Source organism: Xanthomonas citri pv. citri (assembly GCF_000961215.1).
Taxonomy (GTDB): domain Bacteria; phylum Pseudomonadota; class Gammaproteobacteria; order Xanthomonadales; family Xanthomonadaceae; genus Xanthomonas; species Xanthomonas cissicola.
Genome location: NZ_CP008998.1, coordinates 2,074,481 through 2,101,330, shown reverse-complemented (window position 1 = coordinate 2,101,330; position 26,850 = coordinate 2,074,481). Strand labels below are relative to the sequence as shown.

The window sequence follows — 26,850 nt, the reverse complement described above, 5'->3', positions numbered from 1 at the left end:
GAGTGCCATATCTAACCAATATCGAATCCACCACCGTCCCACTATCAAGGGCGAAATGGCTCGCTCCAATCGCTGAAGTCAAATTGACCCGGTTTGCGGCGCAATACATGTGCGCAATAACGATCTATCGCATCCTCCGGATTACACAACACGCGTAAATTTTCAACATCCCCTTCATGGACATGGTAGACCACCTGATCCTGACGGGTCGAGCAAACGAAGAATTGATCTCCCTCTGGACCACCGACGCCTACCGGCCTCGTATCCAAAAAGCATCTAAACTTAATTCTTTTTACGCCATTTATATTCGTCACTGCGTCAGGGAATAATTCTTTTATTTTCGGTAAATACTTCTTTTTCCACCCTTTACCCAGGCTATCCAAATAAGTATCCGCATCCCGCCACCTTGATGAAGGATGCCCAATCAACTGACGATTGGTCATAGGACCTTCACCTACACTTCCTGGAATACGCCATCCGTCGGTTCGCCACAACCAGGACTTCGCCAAGCCATCCGGCAAGCTGAGCAAAGAACCGAAGCAGTCGTTACCGTCCTCGTAAGTCGAGCCTGGGAACGTTGCGAAGACTTCCACCATCCTACCATGCACCTCTAGGAACAAAATTGGCCGAACCATCGGAGGACCTCCTGGGTTCCTCAAATCCTCGATTAACATAACACCGAGCAACAATGGCTCCGCAGCTTCTTGAAAAGCTTGATAGGAGTTCGGCTGGAGCAGCCGCAAAGGTTCTATAATCCAGCTCTTACCATTTAAAAGCAATCCAGAATAGCCAACATTTCTATATCCAGCACCATCTCGCTCATGCAAAAAATTATATTTATCACAAATACCATTCACATCAGAATAAATACCCCCATTGAATTCTAAAATAAACTCATCTTTGAAGACACCCATCAACTCCCATGGCCGATCGCTTCGACCCGACAAATTCTTCATTTATTTTCCTTTTAACGCATTATTATCATCAATAATCTTTGAAACTTTCGTCCGAAAATCTTGCTGCGCCTCTTCCAAGTACATCTTGTACTTTTCACTAACCGGCTTTCCATTCCACGTCATCCACCCCGCACCCTCGGCCTCTACCTTACACCCCTTTGAACAGTTCGCTGATTTGATCATTGGTTGCAGGTTCGCAGGGTCTTTCATAATCTCATTCTGAACGCCTTTTGGCAAAGAATCAAAACCTTCAATTTGCCGAATAGCATTTTGTGGCAAGACGTGATCCACATGAATTTTAGCCGTTGCAGGCACCGCTTCCTTCACACCAGTTAGTGGATTGATCCAAGTCAGCTCATTCTTGGCATTCATCCAAGTACTACTAATTACTTGACCATTTAGCCAGAGCGTCTCATCAGCCGCCTTCGCCAGTGGGCGCAACAGGGGACCAACTGTTTGCCTACAATTGTCGGCATCGCCGCAAGAGCGATGCTCGTGCCGGCAGCCTGGGTGTCGCCTTGTGCAATATTACGGATGATGCCTGCCGCCATCCCTACATCACCGGTAAACGTCTCGAGCATGGCCACACCGTCCGACCCACGCGTCGCAGTAGACCAAGCCAACAGCTCGCTCTGATACACCTGCTGTAAGGAGTCCTTCGCTATTCCAGATGCACCGAGAGCGTTATATACCTCGCGAAATTGATCAGGATTATTCGCAAGAATATTTCCATATTGGTGGAAGTTGGCATACTCGTCATCAGTTGCCTTGAAGGCCTGTCCCCACTTGTATTGATTTTTATTGGAATTCAGAAACGCTAGTGCTTCTGTGTCGATATTCTCGATACCGACCTTCTTTGCGATCACTGCATCCACTTGCGCCGCAGCTTCCACAGTCAGACGCTGCTTCGCTTCAATGACACTAATGCCTTCCTGCAATGCGAAAGCTTCAGCGTTCTGGCGAATCCATGTCACTTCATCAGGATGGAGCTGCCGATTAAACTGATCTCCCGCCAGCGCGGTTGTTGCGCCAACCTGCCCACCCGCAATACCACCAAGCGCCGCACTTCCTAGCTCCATAAGTGCGTTGTAAGTGGCTGGGTCGGTAACGCCGTTCTTGACCAAATAATCCGACATCGCAACCTTGGCTGCTTCAGCACCCGCTGCACCAGCTGCTGTTTGCAGAACGTTTTCGCCGCCGAGTGCCGCAATCGCCGCACCTGTCAGGCCATGCAGCAAAATCTTGTTCGTACCCCCATCGCTCCATGCGTCCAGACGTGCCAGTGCCTGAGCTTTCGACGCTTCATCCGGTGCGCTAGCCAAATCAAGCTGGGCTTTCTGATACATAGCCGAGGCAACATCACCCGCTACCCGGAATCCAATCTCCCCAGCCAGCCCCATCAGTTCTTTCTGATCTTCGATCTTCTTCTGATCGAAAATCTCTTTCAGCCCAGACTGCTGCAACTCGGTTGCACTGCGATCCAACCCTGCGAGCGCAGACTCATCTCCATTGCGGATCTGGATCGTGCCGGCGGCGATGTCGCTCTTGGTCGTGCTGCTCGAGCTATCGCTGGAATTGCCCAGCATGCTCAGTCCCGTACCGATGGCCATGCTGGCCATGCTGCTGCCCGTACCGCCAGCCACCGAGACGCCGCTGGTCTTGTACTCGGCCTTGTTCTGCAGATCCTCGACCGTCAGGCTGCCGGTGGACAGCCGATTGAGGCTGGCATCGGCTGCACTCGCAATGGCACCGCCGACCAAGGCCGTGTTGCCGCCCACCGTGATATCGAAGCCGCCATTGCCTGCCTGGATGCCGCTCTGCTCGGTCACGCTGGTGTAGCTGCTGTTGACCTTCTGCTGGCTGTAACTGCCGCCGCTACCCGTTCCTGTGGCAAGGGTCAGGCTGGCCTGTTGCTGCTTGCTCTTGTACTCGTTGGTGTCCTGCTCGCTCTTGATCAGCAGATCGCCACCTACATTGGCCAGGACCTTGTTGCCGATCGCTTGCGCGCCCTGAATGGTGGTGTCGTTGCCGCTCACCAAGGTCAAGGTGTCATTGGCAGTGACCACGCTTTCGGTACGCAGATCGCTATTGCCCTTGGCGCTGCCCTTGCCTGCAGACACCGATAGGTAATAGCCCGTGACCGCACCGACACTGATGCCGATTTCACCGCCTGCGTTCTTGTTCTCCGACTTAGTGGTGTTGGTTTCTTTGTTACTCAGCAGGTTTAGATTGTTTGCCGCAGCCAAGGCCACGTTTTCACCTGCAATCTTGCTGCCGATGATATTGAGATCGCCGCCGGTCGCGGCGATGGTGATATCGCCATTGCTGAGGATGCGGCTTCCCCCGGTGGTTTCTTCATGCGTGGTCGTCTTGCTCGACGAACTGCTGGCGCCGATGCCAAGGCGCAAGCTCACGCCCGCCGCATTGGCTGCACCCTGAGCGCCATCCGCTGCGGCAGCGCCGGTCTTGGTTGTATTTCCGGCAACGGCCTGACCGTCGTAGCCCTTCAGGCCGTTGCTGACCAGCCCCACCGTGTCGCTGACCGCATAGCCCGCCTTCGCGGCGTAGAGCGCCTTCAAGTGGTCGTCTTCAACTTCCGATCCACGCTTGGCTGCGCCGTAGATCGCCTGCGCGGCGTCTACAGCCCCACCGGTCAATCCCAACGTAATGCCCGCACTCTGCTGCTTGGACGTCTGCACCGTATCCACAGTGTTTTCCGCCGCAGCAATCGTGACCTCCTTGCCCACGATGGTGGTACTGGTGGCGCTCAGTACATCGCTACCGGTGATGGACACCTTGTTGCCGGCGGTCATCGTCACTGCGCCGTCGGTGCTGCCGACCAGGCTGCCGGTGTTGGTGACCTCGGTGACATCCAATCCGTCGGTCTTCTTGGTCACGCCCAAGGCGACGCTAAATCCACCACCGCCATACAGACCGGACTTCTTGACGGTCTTTTCGTGTTCCTCGCTGTGCGTGTTCTGCACCGTGTCCAGCGTGAGGTTGTTGCCGGCGGCCAGCACCACATCGCCGGTGCTGGCGACCTGCGCGCCCTGCGACAGCAAATCGTTACCCGCCGCAATCTGCACCGTATCGCCACTGAGCGTGGCGGTGACCGCGACGTTGTCATGCCACTCGTCGTGCGTGGTCGTGGTCTTGCTGCTGAACGTGCCCTTCTTCTTCTTGGTCATGTCCTGCACGGCGTCGTGCTGCTCGCTGGCGGCGAGCAGGTTGACGTCGTTGCCGGCGGCCAGGGTGATGCCGCCTTCCTTGCTTGCGGCCGATGCGGCGGTGAGGGTGATGTCGTTACCGGCCTGCATCGCCAGGTTGCCGCCGGCACTGAACTCGGTGCCGTGGACGGTTTCGTCGCGGGTCGCGGTGGTTTGCTTGAAGCGCTTGCGCGTTTCCAGCGTGTCGCTGGTGTCGACCGTGGTCAGCGTGCTGGCATTGATGTCGTTGCCGGCGCTGATCCCTAAGCCCTTGCCTGCATCAAGTTTTGCGGCGACCAGATTGACGTCGTTGCCGGCGCTGAGGATCAGGTTGCCGCCGGCGGTCAGCGCCTGCTGGTCGATGGTCTGCGTGGTCGTGGTGGTGGTGACGCGGGTCTTGCCGTTGCGGGAGTTGTCGCTGTTGCTCTGGCTGTCGTTGACGACGGATTCGACGTTGAGGTTGTTGCCTGCTGCCGCGATCAGGTCGCCGCCGGCCTTCACTTCGGCCTGGCGGATGGTCAGGTCGTTGCCTGCAGTGAGTTGCAGGCTGTCGCCGGTGTTGATGCTGGTACGGGTGGCGACCTTGCCATCCAGGCCGGTGGTCGGGGTCAGCGAGAGATCGTTACCCGCCTGCAGGGCTGCGCTGCCGCCAGCGGCGATCGTCACGCCATGCAGTTGCAGGTCGTTGCCGGCAGAGACGAACAGGTCCTTGCCCGTGGTCACCGATACGACATCGCCGCCACGCAGCAGGCCGTTGTCGTCGCGCAGGGCGCTGGGCGTGAGGCTGAGGTTGTTGCCGGCGATCAGCGCTGCGCTGCCGCCCGCCTGCACGCGGGTGCCGGTCAGGGTCATATCGTTGCCGGCCATCAATTGCAGCGTGTTACTAGCGCTGATGCCGGACAGGATGCCGACGCCGTTGATGGCCTTGGATGCTTCGCTGACCAGGTTGTTGCCGGCTACCAACGCGACATCGCGGCCCTGGATCTGGCCTTGATTGAGCAGGTCGTTGCGCGCTTCCAATGCCACGCTGCCCGTGCCGCCGATGCGGCCCTGGTTGAGCAGGTTGCCGGCGGTGATGCTGACGTCGGCGCCTGCAATGACGCCCTGGTTGCTCAGGGTGTTGGTGGCATTGAGCTCGACGTCGCCGCCGGCAATCAATGCGCCGTTGCCACGCAGCTGCAGCGAGTTGGAGGCCAGATATACGACCGGCACCAGCACGGTCTGGCCCTGGCACTCCTGCTCCACCATCCACACGATGTCCTGCGTGAGCGCAGCCGCCTGGGCTGCCGTCAAGCCCACGCCCATGCTCAGTTGCAGCTGGCCTGCAGCGGCCACGCCGGATTCGAGCAAGGCGCGGTACTGCGCCACGCCATCGGCGTAGTTGCCCAGGTAGCGGCGGCCGGTGAGCTCGGTGATCTGGTCCAGCACCAGGCGCTGCTCGTAGAAGCCATCGCCCAGCCGGGTCTGGGTCCACTCCGGGTCCACGCCCAGCTTGTCCAGCAGGAAGTCGCTGCTGATGAAGTTGTCGTAGTTGACGAAGCGCGGATCGGTCTCGATCAGGTAGCGACGGCCGGGGCCGTTGCTGACTATGCGTCACGGATATTTAGAGAAAGTTTCTCTTTTTTGAAAATTATTCTCGCCACTTTCTCTTAACCACCTTATTTTTGCACACACAAATTAACTCAATGAAATCCTCTCAATCCCCCCTTTAAATCCCATCTCAATATGTATTTTAGGACACATGTTTTCATATTTAATCCAAGGGTAAATACGCCCCAACAAAGGGTCATCATTTCCACCACCACTAACATCCGGAGACCCAAGCAGACCGACTACCTCATCAAAATACATTTCATTTGACAGCCCTGCAGGAAGATTGCCATCATATGATCTAAAATCGTCGCCAGGCTTGATATGCAGCGTAATTTGCGCAAGCCTATTATCACTAAATATCAACTCAATTCCATCATTAACCAAGGAATAATATACGCGATCACCCAAAGGTCCGACGTCCCTACTCACCCCGGACCCTGAAATAAAATCTTCGCCAAAAATATTGGTTACAACCTGTTCCTCTTGCCCCAACATCGAAATTAATGAATCCAAAATATTCATTTTATTCCAAGCTCCTCATTACGCTTAACGATCTTCTTAGCTGCAGCTTCAACATCATCTTCATTGTAGCCTCTTTTGAGAAGATTGGCTTTGAGGGCGTCTATATCCCTGCAAGCCGCCGCGCACAAATCACTGGCATCCTTCTCAATTTGGGCAGGAGTGTTCCTTCCTTTATACGTAGGACTCTCTCTATGTACGTCCTTAGGAACCTCAATAGCAGTGGACTCGTTATATAAAATACGCTCCTCTTCTTTTGATAACTTTCGGCCAAGTTCCTTTTCTTTTGCGAAACGCACAGCTGCAAAAGATGGAATATGGTCATGCTCAAGATTATCACCTACTATTTCCCTAGACTTTAATCCACCAAAAGACTCAACATCAAGCTCCTGCACAGCAGCCTTAACTTCCTTAGCGGAATCGATTTTTTGACCGATACCCTGCGAACTTTCAAGAAGGCTGTTGGCTGCCTTCCCTGTACTGATAACACCGATAACCGACGCCATCGAATCGACGCCCATTCCTGCCATCATACTGGTGGCAGGCCGTACCGATTGAAGCTGCTGCTCGCCCTGTGCTCCTAAGCCATAAGTCCCAATAAAGTTTCCAAACGGATCAACCAGATACTGTTGTTTCTTGTTCTGCAGGAACTCTCCTGGCGCAGAGTTTTCAAACAGAGTACTCGCAACGGTCTTGACCGGGCCGCCAGCAGCTGCCATCGCGACGTAAGCAAGCGCCAATGCCGTGTCTTGACCCAGCCAGTTGCTTGCCTTCTCAACGCCGCGACCACCACTCTCGATGACTCCGCTGACAAGCTGGCCAGCGTGCAGCAGCCCACCGGACGATTTACCGACTACCTCTACTGTTGGTAGCTTCTCGACATTTCCAATAGCAGCAAGAGGCTGTCCATCAAGGCCAATGCTCTGCACACCTTCAACATAGACCTTGCCCACCATTCCAAGAAGAATCTTCTGATCCTCCAAGCCAAGCGCACCAAAACTCGTGCCGTATTCCTTCTGTGCCGATGCTTCAACCAGCGCCATGCCCGCCATGTTGTTGGCGACGCCAGGCGTTGTCAGCGCAGCCGCAAGGCTGGCCGGATCTGCACCATTCTTGATGGCCTCGTTGATCAGCGTACGCATGCCTTGCAGCAAGGCTTCATCACCCCCGGCCATCTCACGCAGAGCATCGGAGGCCAACAGCTGTCGCTTACCATCCCGGTAGTCGTAGTAGCCATATTGCTGGGACATGTTGGCAGCGATGGCGCCCGACGTGGCATCCCCCACCAGACCACCAGCGATCAGACCCAAGCCGATGCTGGCTAGGTTCATCGCCCCTTCGTGGGCAATACCATCGCCATCCACACCCTTGTTGATAATTGCTGATAGCTTGGTCAGGAATCCTTCGTTGGCAGCCACACCAGCAGCAGCCCCTAGAGCGCTGCCCCCGCCCAGGCTCGCCTGGAATACGCCTGCCAGCACCTGCGTCGCCATCTTGGCGTTGCCGCCATCGGACCACTGCTTGAGGCTGGATTGAGCTGCGTCACGCCGCACCACTGCTGCCGCACGTTCTTCATCGGTTGTGGCTGCTTGATAATCCTCGGCGGCTGCCTTCAGCTCTTCTGTTGCCGCGTCGCGCCGTGCAGCAATTACTTCCTTTGCAGTGCGGAATCCGACCTCGCCTGCAACCTGGCTCAGTTCGATCTGTTCCTGCAACTTGTTCGTATCAATCGCCTTGACGCTATTGCCATCAAGTACTGAGGCGCTGCGCTCTAGACCTTCCAGGGCGCTGAGATCTTTATTACGTATTTCAATAGCACCCGCAGCAATGTCACTGCGAGTCGTACTTGTTGCATTGCTATTGGCGTTACCCAGAGCACTGAGTCCTGCACTTGCGGCCGATTGCGCTAATCCCGCACCACTGGTTCCTGCGCCCACACCGATGTTCGATGCCTTTGCTTTGGCTTCGTTCTGAAGATCATCTACAGTCAGACTTTCCGTAGACAGGCGATTGAGCGCCGCATCCGCCGTGCTTGCAATTGCGCCACCAACGAGGTGGGTATTGCCGCCCACCGTGATGTCGAAGCCGCCATTGCCAGCCTGTATGCCGCTTTGTTCGGTCACGCTGGTGTAGCTGCTGTTGACCTTCTGCTGGCTGTAGCTCGCGCTGCTTCCGCTAAAGCCCCACACCAACGTCATACCTGCCTGCTGCTGCTTGCTCTTGTAGTCGCTGGTGTCTTGCTCACTTTGGATCAGTAGGTTACCGCCAACGTCGGCCAGCACTTTGTCGCCGATTGCTTGCGCGCCCTTGATCGTAGTGTCGTTACCACTAATCAACGTCAACCTGTCGTTGGCGGTCACCACGCTCTCAGCGTGTACGTCACTATTACCCTTGGCACTTCCTTTGCCGGCATAGGCAGTCAGATACACACCTGTCGTGGTCCCGACGCTTACACCAATCTCGCCACCAGCGTTCTTGTTCTCCGACTTGTTGGTGTTGGTCTCCAAGTTGCTCAGCAAGTTCAAGTCGTTCGCCGCAGATAGCGCGACATTTTCACCATTGATCTTGCTACCAATGACATTCAGGTCACCGCTGGTCGCTGCGATGGTGACGTTGCCGTCGCTTAGGATTCGGCTACCGCCAGTGGTTTCCTCGTGCGTGGTCGTCTTGCTCGACGCACTGCTGGCACCGATACCGATGCGTAAACTCACGCCCCCCATACTGCTGCCAGCGGCTGCAGCTGCCTGGTACTCGGCAACGCCATCGCTGACGGCGTAACCCGCCTTGGCGGCGTAGAGTGCTTTTAGACGGTCATCCTCGACCTCTGAACCACGTTTTGTCGCGCTGTAGGCCGCTTCCGCTGCTGCAACCACGCCACCGGTCAAGCCCAACGTGATACCCGCACTCTGCTGCTTGGACGTCTGCACCGTATCCACAGTGTTTTCCGCCGCAGCAATCGTCACTTCCTTGCCTACGATGGTGGTGCTGGTGGCGCTCAGCACATCGCTGCCGGTGATGGCCACCTTGTTGCCGGCGGTCATCGTCACTGCGCCGTCGGTGCTGCCGACCAGGCTGCCGGTGTTGGTGACCTCGGTGACGTCCAATCCATCGGTCTTCTTGGTCGCGCCCAAGGCGACGCTAAATCCACCACCGCCATACAGACCGGACTTCTTGACGGTCTTTTCGTGTTCCTCGCTGTGCGTGTTCTGCACCGTGTCCAGCGTGAGGTTGTTGCCGGCGGCCAGCACCACATCGCCGGTGCTGGCGACCTGCGCGCCCTGCGACAGCAAATCGTTACCCGCCGCGATCTGCACCGTATCGCCACTGAGCGTGGTGGTGACCGCGACGTTGTCGTGCCACTCGTCGTGCGTGGTCGTGGTCTTGCTGCTGAACGTGCCCTTCTTCTTCTTGGTCATGTCCTGCACGGCGTCGTGCTGCTCGCTGGCGGCGAGCAGGTTGACGTCGTTGCCGGCGGCCAGGGTGATGCCGCCGTCCTTGGTGGCGGCCGATGCGGCGGTCAGGGTGATGTCGTTGCCGGCCTGCATCGCCAGGTTGCCGCCGGCACTGAACTCCGTGCCGTGGACGGTTTCGTCGCGGGTCGCGGTGGTTTGCTTGAAGCGCTTGCGCGTTTCCAGCGTGTCGCTGGTGTCGACCGTGGTCAGCGTGCTGGCATTGATGTCGTTGCCGGCGCTGATCCCTAAGCCCTTGCCTGCATCGAGTTTTGCGGCGACCAGGTTGACGTCGTTGCCGGCGCTGAGGATCAGGTTGCCACCAGCGGTGAGCGCCTGCTGGTCGATGGTCTGCGTGGTCGTGGTGGTGGTGACGCGGGTCTTGCCGTTGCGGGAGTTGTCGCTGTTGCTCTGGCTGTCGTTGACGACGGATTCGACGTTGAGGTTGTTGCCTGCTGCCGCGATCAGGTCGCCGCCGGCCTTCACTTCGGCCTGGCGGATGGTCAGGTCGTTGCCTGCAGTGAGTTGCAGGCTGTCGCCGGTGCTGAGGCTGGTACGGGTGGCGACCTTGCCATCCAGGCCGGTGGTCGGGGTCAGCGAGAGATCGTTACCCGCCTGCAGGGCTGCGCTGCCGCCAGCGGCGATGGTCACGCCATGCAGTTGCAGGTCGTTGCCGGCAGAGACGATCAGGTCCTTGCCCGTGGTCACCGACACGGCATCGCCGCCACGCAGCAGGCCGTTGTCGTCGCGCAAGGCGCTGGGCGTCAGGCTGAGGTTATTGCCGGCGATCAACGCCGCGCTGCCGCCCGCCTGCACGCGGGTGCCGGTCAGGGTCATATCGTTGCCGGCCATCAATTGCAGCGTGTTACTAGCGCTGATGCCGGACAGGATGCCGACGCCGTTGATGGCCTTGGATGCTTCGCTGACCAGGTTGTTGCCGGCTACCAACGCGACATCGCGGCCCTGGATCTGGCCTTGATTGAGCAGGTCGTTGCGCGCTTCCAATGCCACGCTGCCCGTGCCGCTGATGCGGCCCTGGTTGAGCAGGTTGCCGGCGGTGATGCTGACGTCGGCGCCTGCGATGACGCCCTGGTTGCTCAGGGTGTTGGTGGCGTTGAGCTCGACGTTGCCACCGGCGATCAAGGCGCCATTGCCACGCAACTGCAGCGAGTTCGATGCCAGGTATACCACCGGCACCAGCACGGTCTGGCCCTGGTACTCCTGCTCCACCATCCACACGATGTCCTGCGTGAGTGCAGCGGCCTGCGCGGCGGTGAGACCCACGCCCATGCTCAATTGCAGCTGGCCTGCAGCGGCCACGCCCGATTCCAGCAAGGCGCGGTACTGCGCCACGCCGTCGGCGTAGTTGCCCAGATAGCGGCGGCCGGTGAGCTGGGTGATCTGGTCCAGCACCAGGCGCTGCTCGTAGAAGCCATCGCCCAGCCGGGTCTGGGTCCACTCCGGGTCCACACCCAGCTTGTCCAGCAGGAAGTCGCTGCTGATGAAGTTGTCGTAGTTGACGAAGCGCGGATCGGTCTCGATCAGGTAGCGACGGCCCGGGCCGTTGCTGCGCCAGGCGTTGATGCCGCCCAGACCGGTTGCCGCGCGGCCCATCGCCGTGCGGTCGGTGGCCGTGCCGCTGGACAGGCGATACAGGCCGCCGATGGGCAGATCGATCTGCGTCAGCGAGGTCTGCCCGCCGCCGACGATGTTGGTGACGGGGATGGTGGCGGGATCGACATGCGTGCGGGTTTGGTTCGCACCGGCGGTGACACCGGTACCGGCGGCGGTGGTCTGCACCTTCGTCTGATCGACGCTGCTACGCACCAGGCCGCTGTCGTTGGACATCACCGGTGCGACCGACATCTTGACGATGCCGCCCGAGGTGGCGAGCGTGGCGTCCTGCGTGTCGGCGCCGACCTGCGTGCCGGTGCTGCCGTTGGTGCCTGTCGCAACTCGGATGCTGCCGGCGCCGCCGTTGGCGCGGCCAACCACGGCCTGACCACCCACACCAACGGCGCTTTGCGTAGTGCGACCGTTCAAGCCGCCTTGCGCGCCCACACCATTCAGTGAGGCACCACTGATGCTGCGACCATCGCTGCCGACCGCGCCGTTGCTGATGTTGGCGCCGTTGAGGCTGACGCCTTGGTTGCCGGTCATGCTGGCGGCCAGGGCGATATAGCTGCTGCTGACCGTTGAGGAGCTCAGCCGCTGGTCTTCTTCTTCGTAATAGCAAACGACCTTCTGCCCGACCGGCTGCATGCAGTCGTTGGTGATCGCGGTGACGATGTGTTCCACGTCGCTTTGTCGAACCGTCTGATTCAACGCCAGCGCCTGGTTGAGTAGCTGCTCGCTGCCTACGATCATCCCGTCCGAGAGCCCGCCAAGACCGCGCTGGTTGGCAGCGAACACGCCTGCTGCAGCGATGGTGGAGGCATTGTTCGTCACGCTTCCCGACAGCAGGATGTTTCCGCCCGCCGCGATGCGTCCCTCTGCGCTTGCCGAAGACAGCTGCTCCTGCTGGATCACCTGATAGTTGCGATAAATACCCGGCGCGAGCCCCTTGTAAGGATAGGGGGCCCGGGCGCCCTGGATGTTCCGGATCGCCTTGCCTTCGATCAGCTCACCACCCGCATACACACCATCGTTACCGGGATCGGTAGAAACGCTGGTTGTGTTAACGACACGACGCCGGTTATTCAGCTGGTTGGCCGCAATCAAGATGCTCCCGTCGGCCTCAATACTGCCCGACAGGTTATTCACCACCCCGGTGCGCGATACCAAGGTGCCACCACCATCCTGCGCCCCACCAATCGCGATATTGCCCAGGCTGAAGATGCGCGCATCGCGATTGAGCAACTGATCGCGCACGATCAGGTTCATGTTGCCGGTGGAACCCAGCAGGGCCGAACCATAGGCCGCATTGTCGGTTGCGCCACCCAGATCGGCGCCATTGACCAGCGTGCCGGTATTCACCGAGACATTGCCACCGACGATGCTGCCGGTGTTGTAAACGCTGCTGGCAACGAGCGACAACGCCCCGTTGCCGGAAACGCTGCCGGCGTTGTCGATGACGTTGCCACCGTTGAGACGGGTATCGTTGGAGACGATGTTGGCGCCGCCGCGATTGGTGATGCTGCTGGCGGTGATATCCAGGGTACGCGCAGCCTTGAGCGTGGACTCGTTGACCAGGTTGCCGCCCACGCGCAGGTTGAAGTTCCCGTTGCTGACCAAGTCGGCGCCGGCGCGGTGCGTGTAGTCGCTGCGCAGCGTCAGATCAAGCAGGTTCTGCGCCAGGATGCTGCCGCCACCGTCGAAGCCGACCGTGTCGATAAGCACATCGCCAGCGCCGCCGATCACGCTGCCGGCGCCAATCTGGCCACCGGCATTGCTCAGGTTTTGCAGATTCAGGCGAACCGATTGCTCGGCCTTGATCTTGCCGCTCTGGTTGTCGAGCGTGGCACCCGCGCGCTGCAGCAGGAAGCTGGCGCCGGCATAAACGCTGCCGCCCTGGTTGTTCAAGGCATTGGTATTGGCGATCAGGTCGCCGCCTGCCACCAGCTGGCCACTATTGTTCGCGATGCTGGCGGCATCGATCACCACACTGCCGCGCCCGCCCAGATTGCCGCTGGTGTTGGTCAATGCGCCGCCAGTGGTGATGCGGGTCAGGCCACTGCCGTTGTTGACGATGCTGCCCTGGGCGTTGTCGATCCGTCCGGCAGAGGCGGTCAAGGTATTGCCGGCATCGAGCTGGCCGCCGCCATTGAGCAACGCGCCGGTGACCGCAACGTTCAGATCACGGCCGGCGCTGAGCTTGCCGGCTTGATGATTGTCCAACTGGCCCCGTGCGGTGATGCCGAGGTCGCGACCGGCCTGCAGATTGCCGCCGATGCTGCTGATGTTTTCTGCAATGATCACTGCATCGGTGCTGGCACCGATCGTGCCGTTGCCATTGTCCAGACTGCGGTTCACTTCCACGCGCAAACCGCCGCCTGCGCCCGCATTGGCAACCGCCTGCACGGTACCGCCGGCATTACTGAGGCTGTCGGCACGCAAGGCCAACGCACCACCGCTTGCCTGCAGCAGACCGTTACGGTTATCGACTGCGCCGCTGGTTTGCACGTTCAATGTCCGTCCCGACACCGACCCGGCCAGATTATTGAGGCTGGCTGCGCTCACGCCTGCGTCGCCTGCCGCCGCGATGGCGCCGCTCTGGTTGTTCAAGGCGCCGCTGGCACCCAGGGTCAGCTGACCCTGCGTCAGGATGCGTCCACTGCTGTTGCCGAATGCAGCGCGGCTGGTCACCGACAGCGTGCCGGCGCCAGCATGCTCGATGCGGCCCTGCGCATTTTCGATGCTGGCAGCAGTGATGGTCAGGTCCTGACCGTTGCTGGCGAGCGTGCCGGCGGTGTTGTCGAGGGCACCCCCGATAACCACGCGGGTCGCGCCAGTGCCGCTCTGCACCAGACCACCGCCGACATTGCTCAGGCTTCCGCCATCGATGCTCAGCTGGTTAGCCTGCAGTTGCCCACCCACATTGTTGAGGCGGCCATTGTCGATAGCGCCGATGGCCTGCACGGTAAGCGTGCCGCCCGCGAGCAGATTGCCGCCACGGTGATCGAGGGCACCGCCGCTGGTCAGTGCCACATTGCCGGTGGCGCGCGTGGTGGCGCCGGCCAACTGCAGCTGACTGCCCTGCGCGGTGAGGTTGCCGCCTGCCAACAGTGTGCCGGAGGCAGCGAGCTGACGATCGGCAACCAGACTGAGCATGCTTCCGCTGCCCAGGCTGCCGTCTGCGTTAATGCCAGCACCCACCGTACCGGTGATGCCGATCTCGCCTGCACGAAGGCTGAGATTGCCCGCTGCAGTGGTTTGCCCGGCGTTCTCGATGCGCGCGCCTTGCACATCGACCGTGGTCCCGCTGACAGTGCCCTGCTGGCGTACAACCGCATCGCTGACGAGTGTGAGTTGTTGACCCGCGACCTGGCCGGCTACGGTCAAATCACCTTTGGATCGCAGGTCGAGTGTGCTGGCTGCGCTCAAATTGCCGTTTTGCGTCAGCGCGCCATCGGCCTGTGCCGTGAGCGCCCCTGCCGATGCCAAGCGGCCATCGAGCTGCAGGTTGCCACGACTGATCAATGCCACATCGCCACGCTCGCTGCCCAACTGACCACTGCTGCTCAGCTGTGCTGCTTCCACGCGCAACGCATTGCCGCCGATCAGATCGCCCCGGTTATCCACCGCACCGCTGGCGCTGACACCAAGCCGCTGGAGCCCATAGGCCTGACCGGTCTGGCGTAGCGATCCGACACCAAGCGAGAGTTGATGACCGGCGCGCACGGCACCGGCATTGTCGAGCAGGCCAGCAATGGACAGCGTGGCATTGCCTTGCGCAAGCAGCACGCCCGTCGCGGTGTTACTCGCGCTGGTTGCGGTCGCAGTCAATCCATCGCCGGCCACGACCTGCGCGGCATTGGTCAACGCGCCGGTTGCGCTCAGCACCACGTTGCGGTCTGCCTGCACCACGCCTGCAACCGCCAGATCGCCGGTGCTGCGTAGATCGATGTCGGTGACGGCACCGAGTGCACCACGGCTGTCGATCGCTGCGCCGTCCAGGCTGATCGCAGCGCCGCTTTGCAGCACTGCCGCTTGCCCGGTCGCGATCTGCATGCCACGCAGGGTTGCATTCGCTGCGGACACCGCCTGGCCGTTCAACGTAAGTACGCGCTGCGCCTGCAGATCAAGCCCCGATGCCGATTGCAGCGAGCCTGCGGCAGTGAGATCGCGCCCGGCCTGCAGCGCGATGGACTGCGCCTTGAGCGAACCGGCCTGTTGCAGATCGCCGCCAGCGTCGGCGTGTAGCGTGCTGGCTGCTGCGACCACGCCCTGCAAGGTCATATCGCCCTGGCTGGTCAACGTCACCGTCGACGCTTCGCTGCCGAGTTGGCCGCTGCTACGCAACGTGCCCGCTCCGACCAGCAATGCATCCTTGGCGATGAGGCTGCCGCGGTTATCCAGCGTGCCGGTGACTGTGGCGGTCAACGCCTTGCCAGCGACAGCAGTGCCGCTCTGGTCCATGCTGGCTGCAGTGATCCGCAGATCGCCGCTGCTCTGCAGGCTGCCGACGTTCTGCAATGTACCTGTCGCCAGCGTGACGCCGCCCGCTGCCGCAAGTGCGCCGGCTGCTGCATTATTGATCGAACCTGCCTGTAGCGAGAGGTCGCGGCCCGCGAAGACCTGGCTGGCGTTACCCAGTGCACCGCTGGCGCTCAACACGACATCGCCGTTGGCCTGCGCAACACCCGCCAGGGCAAGATCGCCTGTGCTGCGGACTGCAAGATCCGTCCCGGCATCCAGCGTTCCACGGCTGTCGATTGCGGCGCCGTCCAGGGTGATGGCACCACCGCTTTTCAGCACGGCATCGCGACCGGTTGCGATGCGATTGCCATGCAGGCTGGCATCTGTCCCGGCCTGCGCCTGCCCGTTCAAGCTCAGCGTGCGCTGTGCTTGCACATCCAGCGTGGAAGCCGATTGCAGGGTGCCACCGGCAACGAGATCACGGCCAGCCTGTAGCGCGACGGTCTGTGCGCTGAGCGTCCCTGCCTGTGAAAGGTCGCCCCCTGCCGTGGCTTGCAACGTGGTCGCGGCAGACACCACGCCTTGCAACGCGATGTCGTTCTGGCTGGTCAGCGTCAGCGCGCCGGTCACCGAGCCCAGCTGGCCATTACTGACAATGCTGCCGGCGGTGATGCTCAACGCTTTGCCAGAAACCAACTGGCCTGCGTTTTCGAACGCACCGTTGGAAGCGATCGACAGCGCATCGCCGCTATAGACACGACCGCGCTGCAACAGCGACCCGGAGGTCAGCGAAAGTCCGCGCTCTCCATGCAGGCTACCGAGATTGTCCAGCCCCCCGGCAACGTCGACGCGCAAATCGCGCTTGGCACCGAGGGTTGCGTCAGACGCATTGGTGGCACTGGCAGCCTGCACGCCCAGATCGCGCGCGGCGACCACCTGGGCACCGTTGTTCAAGTTACCTGTTGCGGTCAGCGCAATGTCGCGACCGGCCTGCGCTACGCCGCCCAGCGTCAAATCGCCCGCACTACGTAGAGTCAAATCATTCGCTGCATCGAGCGCACCACGGCTCTCGATGCTGTCGCCTGCCAAGGTAATCGACGCACCGCTCTGCAGCACCGCCGCAGCGCTGGCCGCGATGGTTGCGCCATTGAGCGTGGCATCGGCCGCACTGGACGCCTGACCGTTCAATGCAAGCGTGCGTTGTGACTGCAGATCCAGCGTGGATGCGGACTGCAGGCTGCCATTGGCAGTGAGGTCTTGCCCGGCCTGCAACGCAATCGACTGCGCCTTGAGCGAACCAGCTTGCTGCAGGTCGCCGCCAGCCGATGCCTGCAATGCGGTCGCGGCTGCAACCACACCGTCTAGCTGCATCGCGCCCTGGCTGCTCAATGCAACACTGGCCAGCTCGCTGCCCAATTGGCCGCTGCTGCGCAACGTGCCTGCATCGATCTGCAGCGCGTCCCTGGCGATCAGGTTGCCGCGGTTATCCAGCGTGCCGGCAACCGTGCCGCGTAAGGTCTTGCCGGCAGATGCGCTGCCACTCTGATCGAGACTTGCCGCCGTCATCTGCAGGTCGCCGGCTGCCTGCACGCGGCCGGCGTTGCTCAACTGTGCTGCCGCGGTGAGTGCCACATCCCCATCGCCGGCCAATACGCCGGCAGCGGTGTTCTCCAGGCTTTGTGCCTGCGCGGTCAGGGTGCGCCCGGCGAAGACCTGTGCTGCATTGGTCAGCGCCCCGGTAGCCGTCAGCTCAACATCGCCGCTGCCCTGCGCAACGCCCGCCAGCGTCAGGTCGCCCAGGCTACGTACACGCAGATCGCTGCCTGCATCGAGCTTGCCGCGGCTATGAATCGTGCCGCTATCCAATGCAATCGCACCGGCGCCCTGCAGGACCGCATCCTGGCTTGTCGTCAGCGTGGCAGCGCGCATGCTGATGTCGCCATCAGCCTGGGCTTGCGCAGCGAAAGTCAATGCACGTTGCGCCTGTAGGTCCAACGTCGAGGCAGAGTGCAGCGTGCCGCTCGCGCCGAGGTCGCGGCCTGCTCGCAGCGCTACGGATTGCGCCTCCAGCGAGCCGGACTGCTCCAGATCGTGCGCGGCACTGGCCTGCAAGGTGGTTGCGGCAGCCACCACACCTTGCAATGCGATATTGCGTTGGCTGCCCAAGACGACGCCTGCAGCTTCACTGCCGAGCTGGCCGCTGCTGCGCAAGTCGCCGGCATCGATCTGCAGCCCATTGCGTGCCACCACATTGCCGGCATTGTCGAACGTGCCGGCAACCGTTGCGGACAGCGTGTTGCCTGAGCCGACGGTTCCGTTCTGGATCAAGGAATCGACACTGATCTGCAATGCGTTGGCAGCGTACATGCTGCCGGCATTCTCAAGCGTGCCGCCGATACGCAACTGCGCATCGGCACCAGACGAGAATGCCGCGCCTTGCGCGTTGCGCAGGCTGGCCGCATCCACCTGCAGTGGACCAGCAGCGACCACCCTTGCGCTGTTATCCAGTGCGCCGGCCGCCGTCAAGGTCGTACTGCCCGCGCTCTGCACGGTGCCGTCCAATGCCAGCGCCCCAACGCTGGCGATGCGCAGGTCACCGCCAGTATCGATCAGGCCGTGATGGGCGACACTGCCGCCACGCAGTTGCAACCCGCCATCGCTGTGCAGTTGGCCGCGCTGACGCACCACGCCATCGGCCTGCAGATCGAGCGCGCCTGCCGAACGTACGACGGCATCGTTTGCAAGCTCACCTGCCGCGGCAACCGTCAGCGCGCCGCGCGTGCTGTGCAGCGCGCCGGAGAGGCTGGCATCGCCGCCGCTACGTAAGTCGACGCTGGCCGCGTTCACCGTGCCCGACACCTGGGCGCCGCTTGCGGCATCCAATGCTAATGCACCGCCTGCAACGGTATTGCCGCTCAGGCCCAGATTGCCGCGACTGCGCAACGTGGCATCGCCACGCTGGCTGCCGATATCGCCGCTGCTCTCCAGCTGCGCCGCGTCCGCGCTCAATGCATTGCCTGCGACAATGGTGCCGCTATTGAGCAATTGGCCTTCAACAGAAAGCTGCGCATCGCGTGCGGCAGACAGACTGCCTGCAGTGGTGACACTGGCAGCTTGTAACCGCAGATCGCGGCCGGCATACGCGCTACCGGCGTTGTTGACTGCACCGGCGCTATGCAGATCCAGCTCGTTGCCTGCAGACACCGCAGCGCGCTGTGCGATGTCGATCGACGCTGCGTTCAACGCAAGCGCATCGGCTGCGATCAGCTGCCCCTGCAGTTCCAGGCGCCCACCCGCACGTACATCAATCCCCTGCCCGGCTTGCGCCAATCCAGCCACACGCACATCGCCATTGCCGTTGATCTGCAGCGCAGTTGCCGCATCCAGCGTGCCTAGCGCGTCGATGGCAGTGGCATTCAGCGCGATCGCCGCGCCGCTCTGCAAGGTACCGGACAATGCAATCTGCGCTGCGCGCAAATTCGCGCCCGCGCCGCCATAGGCCACACCACTGCTGCTCAGTAATCCATCAGCGCCCAGGTCCAGCGCACCGTTGGTGTGCAAGCTGCCATCGGCATTCAGTTGCGAACCGAACAGACGGATCGCCCCCGCGCTACTGCGGCCAACATGGTTCACCACACCACCGGCTTGCGCATCCAGCGCACCGGCGGCGACCAGGTCGCCTGCAAGCGTCATGTTGGCCGCACGCAGGGACACCTCGCCTTGCTGCGAGCCGAGCACGCCACGCTGATCCAGCGCCCCGGTGGCACGCACATTCACGCCATCGCGTGCCACGTTGGTTCCACTCAGGCTCAATTGCCCAGCGCTGTCGATCTGCAGGTCGCCACTTTGCGCGGCTAACGTGCCGCGGCTCACCACGCCGACGCCGGCTTCGGTGGCGATCAGGCGAATGCGTTCGGCATACATGCCGCCCAATTGCGCCACATCGATGCCGATCGCAGGAGCGGCGCCGTCGGCACCTGGCAGGACGTCCAGCAGCATGCCGTCGTAATTCACCCGTCCGGCACCAGCGGCGGCGACCAGCTCCCTGGTCCAGACCGAGCCATCTACGCTGAGCTGACGCGACAGCAGATCCAGTCGATCCACGTTGAACGCGTCCAGACCGTTGCGGCCGATGCTCAGCGCACCACCGGTGATGCTGAAACCGTTCAACGCACCATCGCTGCCCAGGTTCGGTGTGCCGGTGGTCAGGGTGACGCGCGAGGTATTGAGAAAGCCGCAGCCATCGCAGGAAATGCCGTTGGGGTTGGCGATCACCAACTGCGCTTTCGCACCGGCGATTTCGGTATAGCCCTGCAGGCGACTGCTGCCCGAGGTGACTTCGTTGAGGATCAACGACGCAGCGCCGCTGCGCTGCAGGTTGTTGTTGCCGGCAACGTAACCGCCCAGCTCGGTCTTGGAGATCTGCGCGCTGTTGTTGAGGATCAACCCGTTCGGGCCGACATTGAAATTGCTGTAACGGTTGTGCGAAATACCGCGCGCATTGGGCGCGACGATGTCCACCACCGGCACGCCATTGGCAGCGACCTGCTGACCGGGCGTTTGCCCTGCAGGGTTGGCGGTTGGCGCAACCTGCGCCCATGCTGGAAACGATGTCCAGGTGGTCGTGCAGCACAGCAACAGTGCAAGCGCACGCTTGCCCTGCTCGGCCAGGTAACCACGCACGCGCATCGCTTCGTTGTCCATCGTTTCTCTCTCGCCGCCGGTTGGCGTCATCCATCAACAAACGCGCAGCCGGCTGGCGACGCGATCCGTGTCAAAACTGGTAAATCACACGCGCGCCGTAGGCCGGCTGCGCACTTCCAAATCCGTCGGGACGGTGAATCGCCCAACCAGCAAATGCATCCACGCTGGCGCCGAACCAACCGCCACGCAGACCCACCGCGCCACCGACCAGACTGCGGCCGCGCAGCCCGTTGGCGCTGGTGCCATCGATGCGGCCGGCGTCCAGGCCCAGGTAGGGCGTCAACCCGATCTGCTGCACGGGGAAGCTGAAGGTATTGCGCCAGTACGCGCCCTTTTCCGCCCCGAGCGTCGCCTCGCCGTCGAAACCGCGCACGCTGTAACGGCCACCAATGGTGACGAACTCCGAACCCAGCAACAGTTCGCCAGCGGTCTGTGCACGCAGGCTGCTTTCCCACGCCATCGGCACCGGGCCCAGCTTGAACGGCAGGGCCGTGCTGATGTCCAGCGTAGTCACCCCATAGCGAAATGTCGGGAAGCCGATCTGCGGGGCGTAGCCGGTCCACTGGCTGTTGAACCACGGCGTGCCGCGCCGATGCGCCAGACGCATGTCCAGCTGCATCGTGCCCAGATAGCGCCGGTGCGTGAGGTAGAACTCCGCGCTGCTGGTATCGCGCCGCTGGATGCCGATCTCCACGCCATCCAGATAACTGCGCGCACGCCGCCGGCCAATCACCACACCGGCCGAGGTCTTGCTGGTGCCATCGCGATGCAGCACGCGCTGAATATCCAGCTGCGCGTTACCGGACTCGCCACTGGACCGGAAGGTCTGCAAAAAACCATCCACGCGCTGGTGATAGCGGTACGACGATGCCGACAGCGCAAACGTCCACCATCCCCATGGCAGGCTGTAACTCAGGCTGTTGCCGCGTGTGCCGCGTTCTTCGTCGCGCGTGGCCAAGTCATGGCTGTAGCCAATGCTGAGCAGATCGTTGAGACCCAGTGGGTTATCCAGCGAAACGTCCAATCCACCTTGCACGCGACCGGTCGCCTCCACCCCTGAATCGTCGGCATTGGCCACACCGCGCCAGCGCCGCCCATGCTGCAAGGTGATCACCAGATCCGATTCGCCCGGTGCCTCGCCCGGCGCGATATCGATCTTGGCGTCCTGCGATGGCAGCCGCTTGAACTGCTCTACCGCTTGCTCGATGGCACGCAAATCCAGCAAATCGCCCGTACGCAGCGGCAATGCGGTTTTCCAGTGCGCGCCTTCGGTATCGGAGACCACGCGCACCGCACGCAAACGGCCGGGCATCAGTTCGAAACGTAGCTCGCCGCGCGACAGATCCTGTTCCGGCACGCCGATGCGGGTGGTGACCAATCCGCGTGCAACCAACTGATCCAATGCGCGGCGCCGGATGATGTCGATACCGGCGTGCCCGATGCAGCGGCCTTGGTAACGGCGCAGCGACGTCCACAACCACGCAAAGCGCGCCGCATCATCGCCCGCGCCGGACAGGCGCACGCGCGTGATCGAAAAACACAGGTCTTCCTTGGGCAGCACGGTGCTGCGCGCGTCCACACGGTCGGCTTCCTCGCGCGGGCCGGCGAAGGGCGCCTGGCGCTCCTGTTCCTGGCGACGCTGAATCTCCTCGGCCTGGCGCAATTGCTCCTGCCGATCCAGCGTTGTCGGTGCCGACTGTTGTGCAGCCGCCAGCCCGGCGATTGACCATAGGCAAACCGCCAGCGCCAAGGGCGCCGATCGCATCCACATCTGTCCTGCCCCCTGTGCGGCGGTCGCGCTACTGCGCGCCGTCACCCGCATCAACGTACCTGGCCACCAAAGCGGCGGCGCAATCCGTCAGCACGCTGAAATGCGGTGCGACTGTGACGGAATGTTAAAAAACGGTCAACGCGCCATGTAGGGGCCACCCTGTAAGAAAAACCCGACCTTTCTAATTTTGTGACGAAAATCACTTAAAAAGCGGATTAGCGACGACTCGCCCACGTCATCAAATCAATGATCAGTGACCCTACGTACCCGCAATGTCTGCCATCGTGCAAATAAGCCGGAGCATCTGTTAGATGCTTCTTCAGGCATATGAGGGGCATGGAATCATCCCCAGGATGTTAATTCTGAATGAAGATAAGGAATAGAAACCCGCTGCGGACAAACTTAGCCACCTGCCATGAACCCCCGCGCGCATTCAAACGGCAAGACCAGTTCCAGGCCAAACAAACTGAAGCAATGAACATCTCATCCACATTGTGATGACATGCTCTTTACTGCGGCATACCCAGTATCGCCGGACTTCATAGCCGGGATCGCTCGTGAATCTCCCCCTCCCCCTGTTCACGCAATCACGTGCAGCGCGGTCGTCCTGACCGTACAGGCGCACTCACTCCTCTGCTCAGCCTCGCTTTGTTCACCGCATGTGTGCCACAGGCGCACAGCGGCGAAGTGCGGTCTGCGGACGTGTCTGGTGCCTCCACTGCCCTCACCCCCATGCAGCAGGCCGAGCAATTTCGCGGCCGGCAACGCTACGCGGACGCCTTGGCCATCTACGAGCGGGTCTTGCATGCCGACCCACGCGATAGAGGCGCCTACACGATGCGCGCGCTCACGCTCAGCGACCTCGGCAGCGCGCAACTCGCGGCCGAGGCGATGTGGCGGCATCCGAACTGGTTTTCGCAGCAGGAACGCGAGCGCCTGGATAACGACCGCGTCGCACGCATGATCGGCTGGGCCAGCGCCGAGCCGGTGGATGCTACGCATCGCTATGCCGAGACCGATCAGGCGCTGGCCAATGCAGCCCGCATCCAGCGCGACGCGCCTCCACAGGCTGCCTGGGAAGCGACACGATTGCGCGTGGACAGCCTGGTCGCGCTCAATCAACGCCAGCGGCACCGCGATGTGATCGCCAACTATCAGGCGCTGCGTGCCGAAGGCGTCGATGTGCCGGCATACGTGCTGCCGACGGTGGGCGATTCGCTGATGGGGCTGCGCCGCCCTGCCGAAGCGGAAAGCGTGCTTCGTCAAGCATTGCAGCACTCACCGAACGACTTCAATACGCAATTGCTGCTGGGCTACGCATTGCTGGAGCAGGAACGCTTCGACGAAGCAATGCCGCTATTCGAATCCCTGGCCGCCACGCAAGCCCCATGGCCGCGCCGGGAAGGTGCCACCAGCGGTTACGAAAACTGGGACCGCTTCAGCGCCGATATCGCGCTGGCTACCGCACGTTCTGCGGCCAACGATAATCGCGGTGCGGAGGCATTGCTGCGCGAGCGTGCGGCCATTGGCCCGGATAATGCCGAGCTACAAGCGGCACTGGCATCGATCGAAGCGCGTCGCGGCCAGACCATGCAGGCACTGCAGCGCAATCGGATGGCGTTGACGCTGGATCCGCATCAGAAACAGGCGCGCAGCGGCGTGGTGGAAGCGCAACGCGATCTTGATCGCCTGGATCTTGCGGATGCCGCGTTCGCGTCGCTGCAACAGGAGTATCCGGACGACGCCGGCCTGCAACGGCTTGGCGCATCGCTGGAACGTCAACGAGGCTGGCAGGTGCACCTGAGCCATGCCTGGGGACGCAGCGAGAATGACACGCTGACCAACAGCACCTCGCCGCTCGGCAATCACTTCGGCAGTTCGCTGCTGGAAGCCGAATCGCCGTTACTCGGCGAGCGTTGGCGGGTGGGCCTGCGCGCGCGCGATGACTGGGCGGATTTCCAGGCCACCCGCGTGCGTTACCGCAGCTTCTGGCTGGGTGCGCATTACCGCTACGACCGCCTGGATTTCAGCGCGTACGGCGGCCGCGCCCTGGATGATTTCGATCGCGACGGCACTGCCTGGGCGCTGGATGCCGGCTGGCGCTTTTCCGATGCGTGGTATGGCAGCGTCGCCTGGCGCACACGCGACCCGGAGGCCTCGCTGCAGGCGCGCCGCCTGGGCATCACCGGCGACAGCATCGGTGCTGCCGTGCGCTGGACGCCCAGCGACGAAAGCCGGTGGGAACTGCAGGCACGCCAGTTGCGTTATAGCGACGGCAATCGACGCGATCAGCTGGATCTTTTCGGTAGCCAACGCCTGTGGGCCAACCCGCATGTCCTGGTCGATGGGCTGTTCGCCGCCTCGGCCGGGCGCGCCGAAGACGACCGCGCGGTCGATTACTTCAATCCACGCCATAGCTCTGCAGTTGCCGCCGGCGTACGGATCGAACAGATCGGCTGGCGCCGGTACGACGACGCGTTTCGGCAGCGATTGGAAGTGACTGCCGGGCCGACCTACCAGTCCGGCTTCGGCAGCCGCTGGGTACCTGCGCTTGCCTATCGCCATCTGTGGTCGCTGGGCGATGGCAGCGCATTGAGCTACGGCGTGAGTTGGTCGCGCCCGGTCTACGACGGCCAGCGCGAACAACAACTTGGATTGGACCTTGATTTCCGATGGGGAGGTACGCCGTGATCCGCCTGCCGCTGCTGCTGGTCGCATTGTTGCTGATGACGTTTGCCTCGTCGGCGCAGGCGGGCCTGCTCGTGCTCAGCTACCACGATATTCGCGACGACGTCGCCGCCAAGGGCGACCCCGATCGCTATGCGGTGTCCACCAGCAATTTCGCCGCGCATCTGGACTGGCTGCGCTCGCATGCGTACCACCCGGTCAGCGTGCAACAGGTGCTCGATGCACGTGCCGGCAAGCGTGACCTGCCCTCGCGGCCGGTGCTGCTGACCTTCGACGATGGCTTGCGCAGTGTCTATACACGGGTGTTCCCGTTGCTGCAGGCCTACGGCTATCCGGCGCTGGTCGCACCGGTGACCAGTTGGGTGGAACTGCCGGCTGGTCAGGTCGTGCCCTATGGCCCGCGCGATTTCACCCGCGACGATTTCGTCACCTGGGCACAGTTGCGCGAGATGCAGGACAGCGGCCTGGTCGAAATCGGGTCGCACAGCGATGACCTGCATAAAGGTATCCCGGGCAATCCGTTCGGCAATGAAACCCCGGCAGCGGTCACGCGGCGCTGGGATGTCGGCAACGGGTACGAAAGCGAAGCGCATTATCGTCAGCGGATCGAGACCGATCTACGCCATAGTCGCGACGCAATGGTGGCGCATCTGGGCAAACCGCCGCGCGCCATGGTGTGGCCTTACGCTGCCTACAACCGCGCCAGCAACGAGATCGCCGCGCGCCTGGGCATGACGCTTAGCTTCGACCTGGAAGGCCGCTCGCACGAGGCCGATATCGGCCAGCAGGGTCGCGACCGTGTAGATGGTCAATCGTTGGCCAGCCTGGGCCGCCTGCTGCTGTTCAACAATCCCGACGTACGCGATCTCGCTGGCGAACTGCGGCGTGATCTGTCGCGTGACGGCGTGCGTGCGATCCAGGTCGATCTGGATTATGTCTACGACCCGGACCCGGCACAGCTGGAGCGCAACCTCGATGTGCTGGTACAGCGCGTCAAGGACATCGGCCCCAGCCATGTGTTCTTGCAAGCCTTTGCCGACCCGGATGGGGATGGCGCTGCAGATGCGCTGTATTTCCCCAACCGCCATCTCCCGATGCGCGCGGATCTGTTCGGGCGTGTCGCCTGGCAGCTGCGCACGCGTGCCGGCGTACGTGTCTTCGCCTGGTTGCCGGTGCTCGGCTTCCATCTGCCCGACGCGCAGCAACAAGCCGCATTGCAGATTCATGGTAACGACCCCAAGGATGTGCCGCGCCTGGATCCAGGCAACCCGCGCACCCGCCAGCTGGTGGCAGACATCTACGAAGACCTCGCGGCCAATACCTACTTCGAAGGTCTGTTGTTCCATGACGATGCCTACCTGCGCGACGACGAAATACCGGCCTACGGCAATGGCGACCCGGCCAAGCGCACGCAGCAACTGATCGGCTTCACCCAGGAACTGAAAGCCGCCGCCGAACGCTGGCGGCCGAAGCTGGTGACGGTGCGCAATCTGTTCGCACAGCCGGTGCTGGAACCGCACAGCGAGGCCTGGTTCGCGCAGCGTCTGGAGGCCTTTGCCAGCGCGTACGACTACACCGCGCTGATGGCGATGCCGTACATGGAGCAAGCCAACGACGCGAATGCCTGGCTCACGCAGCTGGCCACACGCGTCGGCCAACAGCCGCGCGGTTTCGACAAGACCATCTTCGAACTGCAGACGTTCGACTGGCGCAGCGGCAAACCGCTGCCCGACGGAGTGTTGCTCGCGCACAGCAAGCTGCTGCTGGCAGCCGGCGTGCGTCATCTGGCGTATTACCCCGACGATTTCATCGGTGGTCATCCGTTTCTGCCCGAAGCGCGCGAAGCCATCTCGGCTCGCCAATTCCCCTATCTCGAGCGATGACCG

8 protein-coding genes are annotated in these 26,850 nt (G+C 61.7%); 2 read left to right on the top strand and 6 right to left on the bottom strand.

Annotation, left to right across the window (positions count from 1 at the left end):
- Positions 1-44 precede the first annotated feature (44 nt).
- The 6 genes from AMD14_RS23225 to AMD14_RS09685 all read right to left on the bottom strand — a co-directional run bounded on the left by AMD14_RS23225 (position 45) and on the right by AMD14_RS09685 (position 22,276).
- Complete coding sequence (locus AMD14_RS23225; protein ID WP_011051160.1) at positions 45-956, bottom strand: hypothetical protein; 912 nt, start codon at positions 954-956, stop codon at positions 45-47.
- Complete coding sequence (locus AMD14_RS24625) at positions 957-1,328, bottom strand: hypothetical protein (RefSeq protein ID WP_015472247.1); 372 nt, start codon at positions 1,326-1,328, stop codon at positions 957-959. It lies immediately after the preceding gene.
- A 26-nt stretch (positions 1,329-1,354) separates the two neighbouring features.
- A complete protein-coding gene (locus AMD14_RS09695) occupies positions 1,355-5,647 on the bottom strand; it encodes a hemagglutinin repeat-containing protein (protein ID WP_045713547.1) in 4,293 nt (1,430 codons plus the stop codon).
- 192 nt (positions 5,648-5,839) lie between these two features.
- Positions 5,840-6,277, bottom strand: a complete 438-nt coding sequence (locus tag AMD14_RS23220) for a DUF6392 family protein (RefSeq protein WP_223293174.1) — start codon at positions 6,275-6,277, stop codon at positions 5,840-5,842.
- Positions 6,274-20,505, bottom strand: a complete 14,232-nt coding sequence (locus AMD14_RS09690; RefSeq protein ID WP_040107609.1) for a two-partner secretion domain-containing protein — start codon at positions 20,503-20,505, stop codon at positions 6,274-6,276. Before AMD14_RS09690 ends, AMD14_RS23220 begins: the two co-directional genes overlap by 4 nt.
- Before the next feature lie 70 nt (positions 20,506-20,575).
- A complete protein-coding gene (locus AMD14_RS09685; RefSeq protein ID WP_045714571.1) occupies positions 20,576-22,276 on the bottom strand; it encodes a ShlB/FhaC/HecB family hemolysin secretion/activation protein in 1,701 nt (566 codons plus the stop codon).
- Positions 22,277-23,008: 732 nt separating this feature from the next.
- Between AMD14_RS09685 and pgaA the strand changes: the two genes are divergently transcribed.
- The gene (gene pgaA / locus AMD14_RS09680) at positions 23,009-24,967 is read left to right on the top strand and encodes a poly-beta-1,6 N-acetyl-D-glucosamine export porin PgaA (protein WP_015463095.1); all 1,959 of its coding nucleotides are present in this window, start codon (positions 23,009-23,011) and stop codon (positions 24,965-24,967) included.
- Entirely contained in the window at positions 24,949-26,847 is a 1,899-nt protein-coding gene (gene pgaB / locus AMD14_RS09675; RefSeq protein ID WP_011051155.1) for a poly-beta-1,6-N-acetyl-D-glucosamine N-deacetylase PgaB, read from the top strand. Before pgaA ends, pgaB begins: the two co-directional genes overlap by 19 nt.
- Positions 26,848-26,850: the final 3 nt, after the last annotated feature.